Here is a 19,811-nt window from a genome sequence, read left to right as displayed (position 1 = left end):
CAAACCGACCATCCAACACATCCACCAACGTCAAACCCCCCACCACCACCCCCACACCATCCCAACCACCCACCACCAACCCACGCTCACCCGCAGCAAGGATCTCCGCATCACCAACCGGCGCAGTAGGATTCGCCACGACCGACCTCAGTAGACGGACGAACCGCTCCCCGAACTCCGTGACCGTGCCGGCCTCGAAGATGTCCGAGGCATAGGTGAAGGCTGCATCGAAGCCGGCGGGAATGCCGTCCTGGCCGTGCCGTTCGGAGAGCGCCAACTGCAAGTCGAATTTTGCGACACCGATATCCACCGGGATCGCATCGACAACGAGTCCTGGCAGTTCGAGATGGGGGTGGGCGACGCTCTGAAACTCCAACAGAACTTGGAAGAGGGGTGAATGCGACGTCGAACGCTGCGGCGCAATCGCGTCGACAACGCTCTCGAACGGCACCTCGGTATGCCCGAACGCTGCCAGATCCACTTCGCGAGTCCGGGCAAGAATGTCCTCGAAAGTCGCGGCAGTATCAATGGCGGTTCGCAGGACCAGCGTGTTGACGAACATCCCGACCAGATTGTCGAGCGCTTGCTCAGCGCGCCCTCCCACCGGAGTGCCGATTGCTATGTCGGCCGAGTCGCTCAGTCGCGCCAACAGCACCGCCAACACCGCGTGCATCACCATGAAGGGAGTTGCGTTGACGCGCCGCGCGAGATCGAGAAGGTCACTGTGCACGTCCGCGGGCACCGAGAATCGGACCGAATCACCGCGCATGGACCGTTCGGCCGGTCTAGGTCGATCCAGCGGAAGGTCGATCACGTCAGTCAGACCGGACAGGGTCGACGTCCAATAGTCCAACTGCTTCGACGCGAGAGTGTCCGGATCGGCGTCACTTCCGAGTAACGCGACCTGCCATTGGCTGTAGTCGGCGTACTGGACGGGCAACGGGGGCCAGCCCTGTATCTGATTCGCTGCTCTCGCTTCGTAGGCGCGGGCCAGGTCACGGGCGAGCGGCTCGAGGGACGCTCCGTCCGCCGAAATATGGTGAACAACCAGTACGAGCACACGTTCGTCCGGAGCGATCCGAAAGAGAGTGCCGCGAAGGGGCACATCCACACTCACGTCGAATCCTTGTCGAGCGAGTTCGGCAATCCGCTCGTCCAGTTCTTCCTCGTCCGCTGCTTCCTCGTCCCACGCCATCTGCGACATCACGCGCTCCGGGGGAACTACGACTTGCAGTGGGCCGTCCACCGAGGCGGGGTAGACGGTCCGAAGCGATTCATGACGATCGACGACATCTCCCACTGCGGCCCGCAGCGCAGCGGCATCCAATGCTCCTGAGAGTCGAACCGCCATGGGAATGTTGTAGGCCGGGGATGACGTGTCGAACTGGTTGACAAACCACAGGCGTTGTTGCGCCAGGGACACCGGCACTGTGTCCGGACGCGAATGTCTCTGCAAGAGAGGACGCCTCGATCGAGAATGATCGAGGCCGGATGCCTTCGCATCACGCACTTTCACCGCCAGCGATTCGACTGTCGGTGCCTCGAACAATGCTCGCACCCCGAAATCGACTGCTGCACCGGAGTTGACACGCGCGATCAGCCTCGTCGCAACCAACGAGTTCCCACCAAGATCGAAGAAGTTGTCACCGATACCGACCTTCGCAACACCCAGGACGTCAGCAAAGAGCTCGGCCAGCAGGTTCTCGTCGGCGCTCACAGGTGGCCTGAACTCGTCCGATCGACCGATCAACTGCGGCGCAGGTAATGCCCCACGATCAATCTTTCCCGACGGACTGATCGGCAACTCGTCGAGAAGAACAAACGCTGCGGGCACCATGTACGACGGCATGCGGTCCGCGACGTACTGCGTCAACTCGGCCGTCGACAGCGCACTCGCGCCGGCAGGCACGACGTACGCGACGATCATCGTAGCGCCGGAGGGAGCTTCACTCGCCACCGCAACTGCATTCTCGACCTGCGAGCACGACTGTAGGACGGTGTCGATTTCCCCGAGCTCGATCCGGAATCCACGAACCTTCACCTGGAAGTCGCTACGACCGACATACTCGAGCGCACGGCCGCGCCGGACGCGAACCAAGTCCCCCGTTCGGTACATTCGCTGCCCGGTGGGGCCGAAAGGGTTGGCCACGAATCGTTCTGCCGTCAAGGCGCGCTTTCGGTGATAGCCACGCGCGAGCGCCTCACCCGAGATGTACAGCTCCCCCACAACACCGTCGGGAACGGGACGCAATCGCGGATCGAGCACGATCTCGTGGAATCCACGGAGCGGTCCGCCCACGGTGATTGTCTCCGACGACGCCAACGGTTCGCTGATGTTCGACATCACAGTGGCCTCGGTCGGGCCGTAGGCGTTGCACAGTCTCCGTCCCGGAGCCCACCGCTGTACGAGTTCCGGTGGGCACGCCTCTCCACCGAACACGACATTGCCGAAGTCCGAAAGACCATCGGGTGACACTGTTCCGAGCGCCGCGGTCGTGACAAAGCCGTGCGTGATCTGCTCGGAGCCGAGGAATCGGGACAGCTCGTCCCCACCGAGGATGGCGCTCGGGGCGATCACCATGGTCGCTCCGGCACCGAAGGCCAGCAGATATTCGAAGATGGAGGCGTCGAAACTCGGCGTCGAGAAGTGCAGCGTTCGGGAATTCTGGGTCGCACCGAACCTCGAACGCTGCTCGCCGGCAAGATCTTCCAGACCACGATGGGAGACAATCACTCCCTTGGGGAATCCGGTCGAACCCGAGGTGTAGATCACGTACGCCGGATTGTCGGGCCGGAGTGAGTACACCCGATCGATGTCGGAGACGGGACGCCCGGACAACTGTGCGCAGTGGGTACGGAACTCAGGGTCATCCATCGCCATCCACGGAACCGAATCCGGTAACCGGTGGAGTTCCGAGACGACCGTCAGTCCCAGCGTGGCGCCGGAATCGGTCAGCATGTAACGAACACGTTCAGACGGATAAGTCGGATCCACGGGCACAAATGCCGCACCCGTCTTCGCCACCGCCAACATGGCGACAACTGATTCGATCGAGCGCGTCAACCCTAGCGCCACAAGGTTTTCCGGACCGATTCCGCGGGCAATCAACATTCGAGCCATCCGACTGGAATCCTCGTCGACTTCTCGATACGACAACTCGTCACCGAGATACGAGAGAGCTACGCGGTCGGGATGTTGCCGCGCCGCACCGTCGAACAACTCGGCGAGGGTGCGATGCGAAGTGCGACGGCCACTGCGGTCAGGCCGTGTCGCGGATCGTTCGTCCTCCGACAGGATGTCGATGTCGCCGATCACGACTGACGGACCCGTGGTGAGGGATTCCAGGATATGCGCGAACCGTAAACCAAAACCACGTACCGTTTCGGGCTCGAACAGATCGGTAGCGAACTCGAGCGCCACCGTTATTCCGGACGGTGCACCCTCCGCGTCGAAAGTTTCCACCGCACATACGCCGAGGTCGAAACGGCCAACGTCACGAGGTCGCTCGTCGGTGCTGCCGATGCACTCGAACGTCACCTGAACGATCGGTGCATACGCGGGCACATCTTCCACGCCGAGCGCCCGCGCCACCTGCTCGAGCCGGATCTCACTGTGCAGCAGCGCATTACTGCGAGCTTCGGAGACGCTGTGCAGGAGCGTCGTGAACGGCATCTCCAGATCGATGCGATTGCGGACGGCCACCAGGTTCGCGCCGAATCCCGTCGGCGCACCGATCACCACGTCCGAAGCTCCGGACAACCGGCTCACCAGGAGCGCAAAGCCTGCGTGTAAGACCGCACGTGTGTCTGTCACGAGATCACTCGCCATGGCGGTGATCCGAGTGTGAGTGTCGGCGCCGACCCGAACGTCGACCTGTCCGCTCTGCAGCGATTGCGCTGCCGGCCTGGGTCGATCGGACGGAAGTTGCAGCAGTTCAGGTGCCCCGGCGAGCTGATGTCTCCAATACGCGAGTTGCCGGGCTTCGCGGCGTCGTCGCACACCCTCGCGCGCAGTCAGGCCGTGTACTGCCGAGAGTTCGGCACCGGGATCGGCCGCGATCAGCTCTTCCAGTAACTCGAGGAAATCCCGGTGGTGATCGCGTAAACCCGCGACCTCGTACCGGTTCGGGTTCGCCCGAAAATCGACACGCAGCCTGTCGCCACTCGGGTACACGTTGACCAGCAGATCCTCCACCGGACCGGACGTGACTATGTGGTACTCGCCCACCACCTCGCCCAGTCGAACCTCCTGGCGGAACAGCATGACGTTGACCATGGGGCCTGCAAACGAGTCTTTCTCCTCCACAACGCTCTTCACGCCCGCGTCCCGACGGATGTCGTCGAGGCTGCAGCGCTGATGTCGCAATGCACCCATGAGCTCACGCTGGACCTGCGCGACGAGTTCACCGACGGTATCGACCCCGGCCGTCGCGATCACCAACGGTGCGACGCTGACCATAATTCCGCCCGAGTTGCGTAACAGCGCCGTTGTCCGCCCGGACATCGGAACATGGATATGGACAGTCTCTTTCGCCGTCAACCGCGAGAGGTACAGCGCGAGTGCAGCGATGACTGTTGCAGCTTGGTTCTCGGATTCGTCGAGTCGGATACCGCCGAGGCGTGAGAGGAGAGCACTCTCGAGTGCGCTCTCGGGCTGTGCGGGCCCAGAGTCGTCCGCCAGGGTGGTTGATCCGGCGACGGCCGCGTTCCGCCCGGCCCAGTACTCACGGTCGGCAAGGAATCTATCCGACGTTCTGTATCGCACGTCGATGTCGTACAGCGTGCGCAGCGGCGCGGCACGAGCAGGTTTCGGGTCCTTCTTCGCCACCGCGGCCGAGTACCGGTGCGCGATACGGTTCATCGTGGTCATGGCACCGAAACCGTCGAGCGCTACGTGATGAATGCGGCTGTACCACAGGTAGTGCAGGTCACCCACACACAGCACAGCCGTCTCGACGATTTCGTCGACTGCCAGGTCGATTTGCGTCCGGCAATCTCGGCGCATCCATTCGAGCGCAGTCTCGAACGGATCCTCGGTCCCGCGGAAGTCGACAAAACCGACCGAGATTTCGGCAGTCGCATCCACGTACTGCATCGGTTGACCGTCGACCTCGATCACTTTCAGCAAGGGAGATTGGAACTCGTGTGCAACCGCTCGCGTTTCCCGATCCAACAACTCGACGTCCAATTCGCCGCGCAACTCGACGTAATGCGCAATCAAAATCGGGACCTCAGGATCGAGCTGTTGTGCGAACCAGGTTGCCCGTTGCGCGGCCGAGAGCGGAAAGCGCGTCTCATCAGAAGTGTCAGTCCGTTTGACCTCGAAGGGTTTCACAGTGTCCCGCCCCGCACGGTCGCCGCGGCCGCCGAGTGCGTAGCCGCGTCCGAATCAACAGCGCGAGAGCAAGAGGCTGATCGCGCCTCTCAAGCAGTCGTACCCAGAATCGGCCAGCACAAGCAGCGATCCACCGGCCGATGTCGCATACGTTTCACTCATGTTTCACGTGCCCGATATGCACTAAAAGTGTGAATGTGTCCCGTCACCTCGGTAATGTCCCACTTCTGGACGACACGTCCCCCGAGGGGAGCAGGCGCATGGACATCACCACCATTACCGACGTGATACGCCGACCACCGGATCGCCCAGGGGAAGTGTGGCGTCCAGGCGACGCCTGGCTTGCCGGTGGAACCTGGCTGTTCTCCGCCGAACAACCCGACACACGTCGACTCGTCGACCTCACCGCACTCGGTTGGACACCACTGGACGTCGGCGCGACTCACTTCAGTGTCGGAGCTACGTGCACAGTTGCCGAACTGTATGCGTTTGTACCACCGGACAATTGGCGCGCAAGTCCACTTATTCGCGTCAGTTGCGAATACTTCCTCTCCTCGTTCAAGGTGTGGAATGCGGCCACCGTCGGCGGCAACATCTGTATGTCACTTCCCGCCGGACCGATGATCACGCTGGCGGTAGCACTCGAGGCCACGTTCACACTGTGGGCTACCGACGGGGGTGTCAGAACCGTCGACGCTTGCGACTTCGTGACCGGCGACCACCAGAACGTCCTGGAGCCGGGCGAAGTTCTTCGGAGCATCGAGTTCCCGGTGCACGCACTCACCAAACGGCACGCCCACCGCCGATTCAGTCTCACTCATCTCGGGCGATCGACGATCTTCATGATCGCGGTGCAGACTCCTGGCACGGACGACTTTCACCTGACCATCACTGCGGGCACAACGCATCCGATCCGGCTGACGTTCGACGCGATGCCAGACGAAGAATCTCTGCGACGAGCTGTCGACTCCATCCCCGCCGAGAGCTGGTTCGACGATCCCAACGGAACCCCCGACCACCGCCTTCACCTCGCTCGTCACTACGCCGACGAGCTGCGAATCGAACTGACGGGGAGCCTGTCATGAGCTACACGGTGAACGAACGAAAGTTCGACGAGGAACCGTTCCCCGGTCAGTGTCTGCGCACATTCCTTCGGCAACTGGGACACCACGGAGTGAAGAAGGGGTGCGACGGAGGTGATTGTGGGGCCTGCACGGTGTGGCTCGACGGCGCACCGATCCACAGTTGCATCACGCCCGCGTTTCGCGCCGACGGTCACGACGTGACCACGATCGAGGGACTAGGCACGCCCGAAGATCTCCATCCGATTCAGCAGCAGTTCCGAGACGCACCCGGTTTTCAGTGTGGGTTCTGCACCGCTGGGATGATCATGACCTCGGCGGCACTCACCGACGAGCAGAAAGAAGACTTGCCGCGAGCGCTCAAGGGAAACCTGTGCCGCTGCACCGGTTACCGATCCATCGAAGACGCTGTCAGCGGTGTCAGTGCAATCGAGGTTGCCCTCCCCGGTCAAGCAGTCGGAACAAGCGTAGGCGCGCCGGCGGCGACCGAAGTGGTAACCGGACGCGCCGAGTACACGATGGACACCGAAATCGACGGCATGCTGCACCTGAAAGTGCTGCACTCGCCTCACGCCCATGCACGCATCACCTCCATCGACACCACCGACGCTCTCGCTGTCCCTGGCGTGCATCGCGTCTACACCTGGAAAGACGTGCCGCGCAAGCTCTTCACCACGGCAATTCATACCGACCACCTTGTAGACCCGGACGATACGTACATCCTCGACAACGTCGTACGTTTCGTGGGCCAGCGTGTCGTCGCCGTACTCGCCGACTCCGTCGTCGCCGCGGAAGAAGGCCGCCGGAAGGTGAAAGTCGAGTACGAGATCCTGCCTGCTGTGTTCGATCCGGAAGAGGCCATGGCCGACGGCGCTCCGGCCCTGCACGGGTCCGACGATCCCTTTGTCAGAGATCCCGAACGCAACATCCTGCTCGAAATTCACGGCCACGTCGGCGATGTCGACGCCGGTTTCGCGGAGGCCGACGTCATCCACGAAGGCACCTACTTCTCACCGCGGGTTCAGCACGCACACCTCGAGACGCACGGATCGATCTCGTGGATGGAAAATGGCCGCCTCCACGTTCGCACAAGTTCGCAGTCTCCCTCGATCGCCAAGGTCAAACTTGCCCACCTCTTCGACCTCCGCCCGGATCAACTACGAGTGTTCTGCAAGCGCGTGGGCGGCGGGTTCGGCGGAAAACAAGAAGTGATCAGCGAAGATCTGGTGGCGCTCGCCACCCTGGACACCGGCCGTCCCGTCTGCCTGGAATTCACCCGCGAAGAAGAGTTCACCACTGCGTCACCACGTCATCCGATGAAGCTGACAATCAAACTTGGTGCCAAGTCGGACGGCACCCTCACAGCCTTTCAGTACCGAAACATCTCGAACACCGGTGCGTACGGAAACCACGGCGGAGAGACACTCTTTGCCGGCGGCGCGGCAGTCTCGCTCTACCGCTGTGCGAACAAGAAGTTCGATGCGTATTCCGTGTACACGAACAATGTTCCGAGTGGTGCGTTGCGCGGATACGGGATGACTCAGCCCGCTTTCGCCGTGGAATCGGCGATGACAGAGTTGGCCGTCGCACTGGACATGGACCCGCTAGAGCTGCGTCGACGCAATATCGTGCGACCGGGCGATTCGCTGGTCGCACTCGAGGACGGCCCCGACGACGTGATCTTCACCGAAGACGGACTGGGGCAATGCATCGATCTGATCGACGCCGCATTGAACCGCCATCCGGTCCCATCCCTCGGAGACGATTGGCTTATCGGGACCGGTACCGCAAGTTCTCTACATGAGACAGCACCTCCCACCGAGCACATTTCCGAGGCCTGGCTCACTCTCGGCGAGGACTGTGTGTACGAACTTGCCATCGGCACAGTCGAATTCGGCGAGGGAACCTCTACCGCCCACGTGCAGATCGCCGCACATCAGCTGGGCACCACACCGTCGCGCGTGCGAATCATTCAGTCGGACACCGACCGAACCGGTTTCGACACAGGCGCTTTCGCCAGCGCCGGGCTGTTTGTTGCCGGCAACGCCGTCCTTCGCGCGTCGAACGCACTACGTGACCGGCTACTGGCCTTCGCGGCGCACCACACCGGCGTCGCGATAGACCAATGCTCGATGGACGACGACAAGATCGTCTGCGGTAGCACTCGGGTAACACTGCAAGAGTTACTCGAGGCAGCACGCCCGCGCGGGATCCGATTCACCGAGGCTCGGAAGGCATACGGATCTCCGCGCAGCGTGGTGTCCAATACCCATGGCTTCAGGATTGCCGTCCACCGCATCACCGGTGAGATTCGCATTCTCTACAGCGTCCAAGCCACCGACGCTGGGGTGATCATCAATCCGGCGCAGGTGCGGGGACAGATCGAAGGTGGCGTTGCCCAAGGCATCGGCTTCGCCTTGACCGAGAACTTCCACGTAGACGCGCATGGCGCGATGATGAACCCGAACCTGCGTAACTACCGGATACCGACCTATGCAGACGTCCCTCGCACCGAGGTGATCCTCGTCGATTCGTCCGACTCCGTTGGTCCGCTCCGCTCCAAGGGAATGGCAGAGTGCTGCATCAATCCGGTCGCCCCTGCGCTGGCGAACGCACTGCAGGATGCCACCGGGTCGCGATTCCGGTCGCTACCGCTCACCCCCGAGCGCATCTACACGGGCCTGAACCGATGACCGCGAACACCTCGGCAGACAGCGCGGCAACAGTAATCATCGGCCAGCGAGTGCGCGCCGGACTGGAGAAAGAGTTCGAGGTCTGGCAGAAAGATCTCAACCGAGCAGCCGCAGATTACGCGGGCTTCCTCGGAGCAGAAATTGCGGCTCCGACGCCTACCCAACCTGATTGGGTGATCGTGTACCGCTTCGACTCCATCGCACATGTTCAAGCGTGGATCAACAGCGCGACGAGGCAGGACCACCTGGAGAACGGTCGTCAGTACTTCGACGGCCCGGCCACGCAGCAGGTCGTGAGCGGCGGGATCAAACCTCCGGACCCGTTGCTGACCGTCGTGGTGACGCACCGAGTCGGTGACGACAGTATCGACGAGTTCCTCGCCTGGCAGGACCGTCTTCGCGAAGTGGAGAGTGCTTTCGACGGATTTCGCGGCACCGAGCTGTTTCGCCCCGTCGACGGTGTGCAGGATGAATGGACGCTGCTCTATCGCTTCGACAACGCCGCCCATCTCGACACGTGGCTGACTTCCCCTGAACGACAACAACGCCTCGCCGAGGGCCGCAAGTTCCACGACTTCGAACTGCGGACCGTCGACAATTCGTTCGGCAGTTGGTTTGCTTTCGACGAGAACGGAAACGAGGCCCCGCCACCTTCGGAGACAAAAACCTCGATCGCCGTCTGGGTCGGCCTCTACCCGACGGTCGTGCTACTTACCCTGGCCCTGTCGCCGCTGAAGTTGCCGCTCTGGCTGGGATTGTTGATCGGCAATCTGCTGTCGAGCTTCATCATGAGTTTCTTCACGATGCCGTACTACGTGAATCGACTCCTGCGCCGTTGGCTGCGACCGACTCCGGGGATTCCTGTGGCGAAGACCAACGCGCAAGGAGTGGCAATCGTTGCCGCTGTGACCTTGTTCTGGGTTGTCGTCTTCTACCTCGTGACTACTCAGTTCTGGTCGCTGCCTTGAACTCGACGGAACACGAAAACGCCAGCGTGTGCACCAGGGCATGATTCTTCCCCGGTACACGCGCTGGCATTTTCAGTTATGTCGGTTCACGCCGCTGTCGGTGGACTGTTCCCGCCGATCGGCTGCTGATACGGGTCGATCGACATCGGCGGATAGAACACTGTTTTTCGGTCGGGGCCGATCTCGACCCGCCACTGCGTGTGGTGCAGTGTCCGATGATGGTGACCGCACAACAAGATCAGATTGTCGAGATCCGTTGGGCCACCATCATTCCAGTGAACAATATGATGAGCATCGCACCACCCCGACGGTGTCCCGCACCCCGGAAACGCGCACCCACCATCACGGACGGCCAACGCCCGCCGCTGGGGAACCGTCGCCGTTCGCACTTCCTTGCCGCAGTCGAGCGGAACACCATTCTCATCCAACAAAATCCGGGTGACCGTGCAATCGCACGCCAACATCCGTGCAGTGTCGATACTGATCGGCCCCACCCAATCCGTCCACGCGAACCCCAGTTCTTCGGTGGACGGCAGTAGATCCTTCAAGGCTTTGAGGTCCGTCATGTCCTTCGCCGACGCAGTCACCGTGATGTGCGGTTTCACCCCACCCTCGATCGGACCCAACCCCGCCCGCTCATACCGCCGCAACAACTCGCAAAACCCATCCGCCCGCCGCAGCGCCGGAGTGCGAGTGTCCTTCACGCCGTCCTTCTCCGGCGTCGGCGCCGACAAACTCGACCACAACGTGATCAAACGGGCCCCGTTGACAGCATCCAGATCGCCCTTCACCGACACGCGCCCATACAAGCCTTTCGACGCATAGAACTCGTTACGCTCCGAATCCTCCCCGACCGGAACACCGTCCTCACGTTTTCCGAACTGCTTCTCGATCCGCCGAATCGCCGCCCGCACCGCATCACAATCCGCAATATTCTTCGACGCCAAGTCAAGCAGGATCCCGCGGGCCTTGTCCACATCCGCCGGGGTCATGTTCTTAGGCGGATGCTGACAAAACGACGCCACCTGACGCGCCTTCAACGCATCCACATCGCCCCGGTGAAAAGCATCCGCCACAACAGGTTCGAGCAACAGCAACCGCGCCAAACTGACCAGCAGACTGCACTCACCGATCTCCAAATTCGTCGAACCATGCAACCACTGCGCGATCGCCCGAAAACCCTTCCCGACCACAGTCTCCCGGGAAAACATCTCCACGATCAGCAACACCATCCGCGACTGCAACTCATGCCGGACACGCACCAGATCCAGAACCTCACACTTGAGGCCCTCGCCATCCAGCTGCCACGCTTCCCGACTGTCCATACCGAGAGTTTAATCGAACATACTTTCGATACCTAGAGACATAACGGACAACTTCAGAAACGCTCACAACTCGAGACCTGTTGAAATCGAACTACTTTCGAAACTGAAGCAAACGCGATCATCGACCACCGAGCGGCAAGGCTCCCCCACCGACAGGATAGGGCGGGAGCGTTCTCACAAGCGTCGGTGTCAATGTAGTCGCGGACGGATCGGCGCGACCCAGCGTGAGTTTCCGAACTTCGGCACCCGTTCCGTTGCTACCACTCACAAGGAGATCCGCGCCGGTAGTCGTGCTCGTCGTCGCTACTTCGACGCCCGATCCTGGACCGGCGAACGGATCGAAGGCTGCGACTTCCCGAAACTCTACGTCCGCCGAATGATGGTCAGGGCTCTCGAGGTACATCTCGGGCGCGCCGTCTAGCCTGGATCCACTCGAGAAGACACGGACTGAACCCTCCCCTCCGAGCATGCCCGCCACGATCGATTTGGCTCCGCCCTCGGCGCCGGCCACCCATCCCGTCGCGAGCGACACCCCGTCGCGATAGCCCTGATCGAAGGCCAAGAACTGTGATGTCGTCACCGGACCATCCGCATGACCTGCGTGTTCATCGGAGTCGCCCTGCGCAGCTGCCGTCGGCTCGTACAGGTCGTAGCGGAACGTCTTGACCAAAGGTTCGTCGCCGGCACCCGGCGCGGTCACGATGCTCGCCCGACCGGAGTGACTGTCCACCATCCCGGTTGCAAAAGTGACGCCGCTACTCGAACCCGGATACGGAGAGAAGGAGCCGAATTCTGCCGGCGCGGACTTCTTGTCCGCCGGAAGGTCGGTGGAGTAGATCTTGACCTGCGACTCCATTCCTGGGCCTGACGCAACGATGATGTTGTCCGCCAGAGCATTTCCGTCGATGTCGACGCCGCCTACGTTCACTCCACCACGGAACCCCGAATCGAAAGGTGCAAATCTTGCCAACTCGTCGGTGAACGGCACGCCTCCGACTGCGTTGTACGCCACCACTTCCGGAGCCGAGCCTGCACCTGTTCCAGCCACCAGATCAAGCACCATGTCTCCGTTCACGTCGGCCATCGCAACGCTCGGCGTGCCTTCGAACGACGGGAAGGGAGTGACGGTGGAGATCAGCTTGTCGCCGTTGGCATCGAATATCTGAACTTTGGCGGGAACTCCGGCCGACCCGGGTACGGCCACTGCGTATGTCGACACCTCTGGAATCACGTTGACAGTCGCCATCAATCCGTTGTCCTCGTGATTGAGTCGATGGCAATGGATGACAAAGGTTCCGGTGTACTCGGTGAACTTCGTCCGCAACGTCACCGATGCTGGTTCCAGCGCATTCTCGTTCTCGTCCGTCACCGGCGCCGGCACGTTCACGTTGTCGATTCCCCACGGCTGAACGCCCGTCGTGGTACCTGCGACGGGATCCACGACTTCCGTCACCTGGAAGTCGTTGACGTGAATATGCTTCGGATGTTCGTCGTTGTTGAGGTTCGTGATCTTCCATTCCTCAACGGAATTCAAACGCGGTTGAATCAGCGGAATGTTGGGGAACGTGTTGTCGGCGAACTCGTAGGTGAAGGCTTTCGGATCACTGTTGCTGGCCTTCTCGTTTCCGAATCCGCCCGAGACTGTGAGGTTGCGGGTCACGTCGGGCGTCATCGCTGCGGTATCCACGAACGAGGTGTAAGTGTCCAGTTTTTGTCCGAAGTCGAATGGAGTCGTCGTTCCTTCGCCCTCATCTGGTGTCGCGCGGATCAACTGTTGAGTCGGGAACGTGAAGAATCCGTCCGCGTAGCTGATCACCGACGGGTCGACAGTGACGGTTCCGAGTTCGGCCGGCGGATTGTCGGTGCCGTTGTTTGTGTACAGAATGCCTGGATTGCTCACCGGCTTTGCACCTTCGAGCGGTGGCATTTCCAGCACCAGATCGCCGGCCTCCGGCATCGTCACCGCAATCGCGTATCGCGAGGCCGGCGGAATCACCAGCCTGGTTCCGTCGCCGTCCACAGGTGGCCTGACCTCGTCGAATGGATTTCCGTCCTGGCCCACGATCGCGAACTTCGGATGAGCGCCGGTCGCGGTTTCCGTCAACGTGACCGGCATGTAGGCGAAGTCGCTGATGTTGGCGAGGACCCAGATCTCGGTCTGACCCGGCTTCAATCTCAGGGACGGCTGAAATTGACCGTTCACGGTGTACTGCACGTCGCGTTGGTTGTCGGGCAGGGAGGGGTCAGCCGGGACTCTCGTCGATTCGCCCGCGAAGCTCTGAAGGTTGCCTGGCACGAATTGATTCTGTCCACGATGGTTGGCCGGCGACAGCGGTCCGCTGTACCAGTTGGTGAAATACTGTGCTCCCTCCGTGGTTTCCGAGAAATTCACCGGCGCCAAGCTCGGACGGTAGGTACCGTCGGCCAATTCCGTGCCGGTGGGCGGCGTCAAGGTACTGACGAATTGGGGCCAGTTCGCGTCGTTGAGCTGCCGGCCCTTCCCCTTGCGGTCGAACACGAAGTTGTACTGCAGTGCCATATCGCGGATCGGAATGTCGTTCGCCGTCACGACAGGCAAATTGCCGTCCGGCCGGCCGATTTCCAGTAGTCCGGCCAGACCCATGTAAGTCTGCTGCGCAGTGAGGGTGTGCCGGTGACTGTGATACCAGTACAGACCGTTCGGCATCGTCCCCGGAATCTCGTAGTCGTAAACATTTCCCTGGCCGGCGGGGATGTTGAGCAACACGTTGTCGGCATTACCGTCCGGACTCACGTGAACTCCGTGCGTGTGCAGATTCAGTGGAGCCGACGACAGCGCCGGCGGGTAGATCGGCACATCCCCGCCCGCCGGAGTGAACGCCGGATCGTAGAAGTCCTCGACCGTGAGATCCTGCAGATCGTTGTCGTAATGAATGATCAACCGCTCCCCGGGGTTGACCCGGAGAGTCGGCGCAGGATAGACGTCACTCGCCGAGGTCGACCCGTCCGAGGCCGTACCGCGAATGACTTCGTACCCGAACAGCAGGAAATTCGACACCGGCGCCGACGCGGTATCGAGCGGAATCACTCCCTGATGAGCGGACAACCGCACTTCGAGGACACCATCTCGACTGCTCAGTTTCACCGGCTCCCGGTAGTCGACAGGGGAACCGTCCGAGCCGTAGTGAGCGCCCGCGTCAGGCGCCGATTCACCGGAGGTACACGCGCCCAACGCCACCGTCATCGACACCACTACTACCGCGGCCAACGACTTTCCTCGCAGTGCGATCACTGGTTTCCCCGTTCCATGGTGGCGTGAGATACGTCCGATCAGCGCTCACAGCCTATCGAGAAAACATCCGCTGAACAGGATATTCACGACAAATTGCCCGCGCAGTGCCCGCTTCCGAGATGCATGCCGCAAGGTGGCTCACCAAACCGATCAGGAATCGAGAAGCACGGCCAAGGGGCCCGCAATTACGTTGAAACACATGAACACACCACAGAAGTCCACTTCCAACCACACGTCGTCAAACCACACATCGGCAGGGAGCGCCCAGAGGACCACCGCGCAGTCCGTGATCCTCGACGTCCCGGACCTCGCGGCAGCCGAGGCTTTTTACGACGCTCTCGGCGTCCGAGATCGAATCCAGCTACGCGCATCCACAGAACCGACAACCGGGTTTCGTGGATATACCCTTTCGCTCGTCGTCTCCCAACCGAACATCGTCGATGCATTCGTCGGCGCAGCTCTCGCAGCCGGTGCCATCGAGTTGAAGCCGGTCAAGAAATCCCTCTGGGGATACGGCGGAGTTGTTCAGGCTCCCGACGGTTCGATCTGGAAGATCGCCACGTCGTCGAAGAAGAACAACGCGCCGGCCACCCGCACGATCGACAGCCTCGTGCTGCTGCTCGGCGCCGAAGACGTCAAGGCCAGCAAGCAGTTCTACCTCGACCATGGACTCGAGGTGTCCAAGAGCTTCGGCCGCAAGTACGTCGAATTCACCAGTGCAGCAGGCAATGTCACACTGGCACTGTATGGGCGGCGCGCCTTGGCGAAGGATGCCGGGCTCGCTCCGGAAGGCACCGGATCGCACCGGATCACCATCACCGGCGCTTCCGAACCCTTCGCGGATCCCGACGGTTTCGCCTGGGAGAGCGCCCATTCCTGAGCCGGACAGTGTCCTGCCTGCACGCCCGAGCGACTCAGGACATCCCGTGAATCCTCTCCAAGCTGTGCGCGATCAACGGACCAACGGTCTCGAGCGCAGCGGGCGAGGTGATGTCCCAGTGAGTGCACTCGACGGGATGATTCACGATATCCCCGCTCACGTACGCACGCCATGAATCGGCTCCACGGTTCAGCCACGGATCATCCAGCGCTGCAGTGAAGTACAGCACGTCACCATCGAAGATCCCCGGCTGATAGGTTTTCATCAATGTGTCGTTGTGCTGGGCCGCCAAGACAAGCCTGCCGACGTTTTCCGCCGTCAGTTCACCCATGGCTTGCGCGAACTCGAGTCCCATATCCGAGCCGTCTTCTGCGTCCGAATCTTCAGTGCCTTCAGTGTCTTCACTGTCTTCACCGTCTTCACTGTCTTCACTGGCACGGGCGAAGCTGTCCAGCATCACCAACGAATCGACCGACTCGCCCACTGCCTGCAATTGCACCGCCATCGAGTGTGCGATCACTCCACCCAGCGACCAACCGGCGAGGTGGTAGGGGCCTTCAGGCTGGATTCGCCGCACCTCCTCGAGATACCTGGCAGCGGTGAGTTCGATGGACTCCGGCAACGGGTCCCCGGACGAAACTGCCGGAGTTTGGATTCCGTACATCGGAGTTGCCGAATCGATATACGGCGCCAAGCCGGCGTAACTCCAGGCCAGGCCGATGATCGGATGGACGAAGAACATGGGCGGCCGTTCACCGGTGGTTCGAATCGGGAAGACTACGTCCAGCGCACCGGCAGTGTCTTGGCGGGAATCGATACGCATCGCAATCGACGCCGGAGTCGGCTCGGTCATCAACCACTGCAGCGGTATCTCCCCGGCGAGGGAAGCCCGCAGCTTTGTCACCACCCGAATCGCCGACAGTGAGTTGCCACCGAGTTCGAAAAAGTTGTCGTCGGCGCCGATGTCAGCGATTTCGAGAACCTCAGAGAAGGCCCTGGCCACAGCGATTTCCGAAAGTGTGCTCGGTTCCCGATACACGATCTTCGACGCAAAATCAGGAGTCGGCAATGCCTTCTCGTCGACCTTCCCTGTCGGTGTCGTCGGCACCTTGTCGATGAAGACGACGGCACTCGGGATCATGTGACGCGGCAAGAACTCGGATACGAATGCGATAACGTGGCCCGCCTCCGGCGCAGTTCCCGGCGCCGGCACGACATACGCCACCAGCGCCGTGTCCCCGGACGGTGTCCGCCTGCCGAGGGCCATGGCCACATCGACGTCCGGGTGGGCGTGCAGTGCCGCATCTATCTCACCGAGTTCGATGCGGTGACCACGAATCTTGACCTGACTGTCGGTCCTGCCCCGATACTCGATGGTGAGTTCGGGTGTCCACGCTGCGATGTCACCCGTTCGATACATACGATCCCCCGGCTGCCCATGCGGGTTGGGAACAAATCGGGTCGCCGTGAGCACGGGCTGATCGTGGTATCCACGGGCTAGAGCCGGCCCCGACACGTACAGTTCACCCGGTGTCCCGATCGGCACCGGTAGCAGTCGAGCGTCGAGGATCACCGTGCCGAAACCGCGTACCGGCGATCCGATCGTGACCGGCTTCCCCGCGACAAGATCACCGACGGTGGAGATGTCGGTGGCCTCGGTTGGTCCGTACCCGTTGAGCATGGTTCGACCAGGCTGCCAACGATTGACCAGTTCGGCGGAAACCGCTTCACCGCCGACACCGAGAACTCGAAGCTCCTCGAGCCCCTCCGGTTCCATCGACGTCAACATCGCCGGAGTGATCAGTGCGTGGGTGACCTCGCGGTCGATCATGAACCGCGACAACTCGTCGCCGCCGAGAATGGAGGGTGGTGTGACGACCAGAGTCGCCGCCGCGGAGAGCGCCGACATCATCTCTCCGACCGACATGTCGAAGCTCGGCGAGGTGTTGTGCAGGAATCGTGAGTGCGAGTCGACGCGATAGTGCTCACGACGTTCGGCTGCAAGGTTCGCGAGACCACCGTGGGTGACCACGACTCCCTTCGGCTTCCCCGTCGAACCCGAGGTGTAGATCATGTATGCCGGATTGTCGATTCGTGCGGGTGTGTCGAGAGGGCTCACCGGGGCTGCCGCCAGTTCTTCGGCGATGTCCTCGAGAATCAGCCATTCGACGTCGTCGGGCAGGAACCGACGATGCTCGGCAATCGTCACACCGAGCTTTGCCCGAGAGTCTCCGAGGATGTGCTCGATGCGCTCGGCCGGATAGCTCGGGTCGACCGGCAGATACGCGGCACCGGTCTTGGCCACTGCCCAGACTGCGAGCACAGACTCGAGTGATCGCGGAAGAGCGAGAGCCACAAATGTTTCCGGCGAGACTTCTCGTTCCAAGAGAACGTGAGCCAGACGGGTCGAGAGTTCGTCGGCTTCTGCATAGGTGACGGCGCGGTCATTCCACAGGAAGGCGATCCCCGTCGGATTCGACGAGACCGCAGCAAAAATCAGCTCGGAAAGCGTCGCCGGATGCGCCGCCGCCAGGCCTCGCACCGGCACCAGCAGGTTCTGCTCGTCACGATTCAGAATGTCGACATGACCGAGAACTCTGGCAGGGTCTTCGGTTAGTTGAGCGAGCAGCATGACGAATCGCTCGGCAAACAATGCAACCGTGGACCGGTCGAACAGATCGGTTGCGTAGGTCAACGATCCACTCACCGTTACCGACTCGGAGTCTGAGCCTTCGGATTCCGTAGTCTCGAACAGCGTCAACGCCAGATCGAATTGAGCTGGAGTGACGTCGAATTCGAGAGCCGACACACGAAGGTCAGGAAGCTCGAAGACAGCGTCCTCGACGTACTCGTAGGCCAGCGCAACTTGGAACAGCGGTGTGTGAGCTTGTGAGCGAACAGGTTTCAGTACATCGACAAGCCTCTCGAAGGGCACATCGACGTGGCCGAATGCGCTCAGATCTCGGTCACGCACCTGATCGAGCAACGCCGAGAACGTCAGTGCGGAGTCGACATCTGTTCGCAGAACGACTGTGCCGACAAACATTCCGATCAAATCCTCGACAGCGGCCTCACCTCGTCCGGACACCGGTGTGCCGACGACGATGTCGGTGCTCGCCGACAATCTCGCCAGCAGCGCCGCATACACCGCGTGGATCACCATGAACACACTTGCGTGATGGAGATCGGCGATCTCACGTACGCGATCCATGACTTCGGGCGCGATGTCGAAGCGAACCATCGCACCGTTCTGGGTGGCCACCGCCGGGCGTGGTCGATCGGTCGGCAATTCCAGAACGTCCGGGATCCCGTCCAACGTTGTTTTCCAGTAGTCGATTTGAGTCGATGCGATGCTGTTCGGGTCCGCCTCGTCACCGAGGAGCGCCCGCTGCCACAGCGCAAAGTCGGCATACTGGATCTCCAGCGGCGCCCAGAAGGGCGGCTGGCCGGTGAGCCGCGCCGAGTAGGCAACCATCACGTCCCGAGCCAACGGCGCCATGGACACACCGTCCGCACTGATGTGATGGACCGACATCACGAGCACATGCTCGAATTCTTCGACTCGGAACAGCTTCACCCGAATCGGGACCGAGGCTGTGACGTCGAAGCCCTCGGAAAGGATGCCGAGTACGTGCGTGTCGAGATTGCCTCGGTCGACATCGATCGGGCTCAGATCGAACTCGACGTTTTCGGGAGGCAGGATGACCTGGACGGGGCCGTCGCCGTTGTCGGGGAACATCGTACGCAGCGACTCGTGGCGTGCCAGGACGTCGCCCACCGCACCACGAAGCGCAGGGACGTCGACGGCACCTGAGAGGCGGATAGCCAACGGAATGTTGTAGGCCGCAGACGCGACGTCGTATTGATTGAGGAACCACATCCGACTCTGCGCGAGCGAGAGTGGGATCTGTTCCGGGCGTGCGTGTGCAAGGAGGGCGAGCCGATCGGCACGCTCTGCATTGTCGAGTGCCGCAGCAAGTTCCACCACGGATGGATGATCGAACAACGCGCGAAGCGGCAACGCGCTACCGGCGTGTTGGTTGATGCGGCTGATGAGTCTGGTCGCATTCAGTGAATTACCACCCAACACGAAGAAATCATCATCCAACCCAACCCGCGACCCACACCCCAACACCACCGCAAACGCAGCAGCCACCACACGCTCCGAACCAGAAACCGGCGCCCGAAACACCCGCGAACCAAAAACAGGCTCCGGCAACGCCTTCCGATCCAACTTCCCCGCACTCGACAACGGGA

At 61.4% G+C, this 19,811-nt stretch carries 8 protein-coding genes; 4 read left to right on the top strand and 4 right to left on the bottom strand.

Annotation, left to right across the window (positions count from 1 at the left end; translation table 11 throughout):
* On the bottom strand, nt 1–5,335 hold a 5,335-nt coding region (locus ACFQ6Y_RS30245), incomplete at its 3' end, for an amino acid adenylation domain-containing protein (RefSeq protein ID WP_378640517.1).
* A gap of 260 nt (nt 5,336–5,595) precedes the next feature.
* Here ACFQ6Y_RS30245 and ACFQ6Y_RS30240 point away from each other — a divergent pair.
* Genes ACFQ6Y_RS30240 through ACFQ6Y_RS30230 form a run of 3 tightly spaced genes read left to right on the top strand, consistent with a single transcriptional unit; the run spans nt 5,596 to nt 10,078 of the window.
* Nucleotides 5,596–6,420, top strand: a complete 825-nt coding sequence (locus ACFQ6Y_RS30240; protein WP_378640515.1) for an FAD binding domain-containing protein — start codon at nt 5,596–5,598, stop codon at nt 6,418–6,420.
* Nucleotides 6,417–9,110, top strand: coding sequence for a molybdopterin-dependent oxidoreductase (locus tag ACFQ6Y_RS30235; protein ID WP_378640513.1), 2,694 nt, complete (start codon nt 6,417–6,419; stop codon nt 9,108–9,110). Before ACFQ6Y_RS30240 ends, ACFQ6Y_RS30235 begins: the two co-directional genes overlap by 4 nt.
* Entirely contained in the window at nt 9,107–10,078 is a 972-nt protein-coding gene (locus tag ACFQ6Y_RS30230; RefSeq protein WP_378640511.1) for an antibiotic biosynthesis monooxygenase, read from the top strand. Before ACFQ6Y_RS30235 ends, ACFQ6Y_RS30230 begins: the two co-directional genes overlap by 4 nt.
* A gap of 86 nt (nt 10,079–10,164) precedes the next feature.
* On the opposite strand, the gene ACFQ6Y_RS30225 is transcribed toward ACFQ6Y_RS30230, so the two are convergent.
* Together ACFQ6Y_RS30225 and ACFQ6Y_RS30220 are read right to left on the bottom strand one after the other, a co-directional pair.
* The gene (locus tag ACFQ6Y_RS30225; RefSeq protein ID WP_378640509.1) at nt 10,165–11,403 is read right to left on the bottom strand and encodes a DUF222 domain-containing protein; all 1,239 of its coding nucleotides are present in this window, start codon (nt 11,401–11,403) and stop codon (nt 10,165–10,167) included.
* Nucleotides 11,404–11,521: 118 nt separating this feature from the next.
* Complete coding sequence (locus ACFQ6Y_RS30220; RefSeq protein ID WP_378640519.1) at nt 11,522–14,626, bottom strand: multicopper oxidase family protein; 3,105 nt, start codon at nt 14,624–14,626, stop codon at nt 11,522–11,524.
* A gap of 247 nt (nt 14,627–14,873) precedes the next feature.
* On the opposite strand from ACFQ6Y_RS30220, the gene ACFQ6Y_RS30215 reads away from it, so the two are divergent.
* Complete coding sequence (locus ACFQ6Y_RS30215; protein WP_378640507.1) at nt 14,874–15,554, top strand: glyoxalase; 681 nt, start codon at nt 14,874–14,876, stop codon at nt 15,552–15,554.
* A 34-nt stretch (nt 15,555–15,588) separates the two neighbouring features.
* On the opposite strand, the gene ACFQ6Y_RS30210 is transcribed toward ACFQ6Y_RS30215, so the two are convergent.
* The gene (locus tag ACFQ6Y_RS30210) at nt 15,589–19,710 is read right to left on the bottom strand and encodes an amino acid adenylation domain-containing protein (protein ID WP_378640504.1); all 4,122 of its coding nucleotides are present in this window, start codon (nt 19,708–19,710) and stop codon (nt 15,589–15,591) included.
* Nucleotides 19,711–19,811: the final 101 nt, after the last annotated feature.

Source organism: Rhodococcus sp. NPDC056516 (assembly GCF_042794655.1).
In the GTDB taxonomy this organism is placed as follows: domain Bacteria; phylum Actinomycetota; class Actinomycetes; order Mycobacteriales; family Mycobacteriaceae; genus Rhodococcus_F.
The sequence above is the reverse complement of the archived record's forward strand: the minus strand, read 5'-3'. Positions and strand labels throughout refer to the sequence as shown.

Bases quoted from the DNA above. Each gene is read 5' to 3' on its own strand.
- ACFQ6Y_RS30240 (WP_378640515.1), top strand. From the start codon at position 5,596: ATGGACATCACCACCATTACCGACGTGATACGCCGACCACCGGATCGC.
- ACFQ6Y_RS30235 (WP_378640513.1), top strand. From the start codon at position 6,417: ATGAGCTACACGGTGAACGAACGAAAGTTCGACGAGGAACCGTTCCCC.
- ACFQ6Y_RS30230 (WP_378640511.1), top strand. From the start codon at position 9,107: ATGACCGCGAACACCTCGGCAGACAGCGCGGCAACAGTAATCATCGGC.
- ACFQ6Y_RS30225 (WP_378640509.1), bottom strand. From the start codon at position 11,403: ATGGACAGTCGGGAAGCGTGGCAGCTGGATGGCGAGGGCCTCAAGTGT.
- ACFQ6Y_RS30220 (WP_378640519.1), bottom strand. From the start codon at position 14,626: ATGACGGTGGCGTTGGGCGCGTGTACCTCCGGTGAATCGGCGCCTGAC.
- ACFQ6Y_RS30215 (WP_378640507.1), top strand. From the start codon at position 14,874: ATGAACACACCACAGAAGTCCACTTCCAACCACACGTCGTCAAACCAC.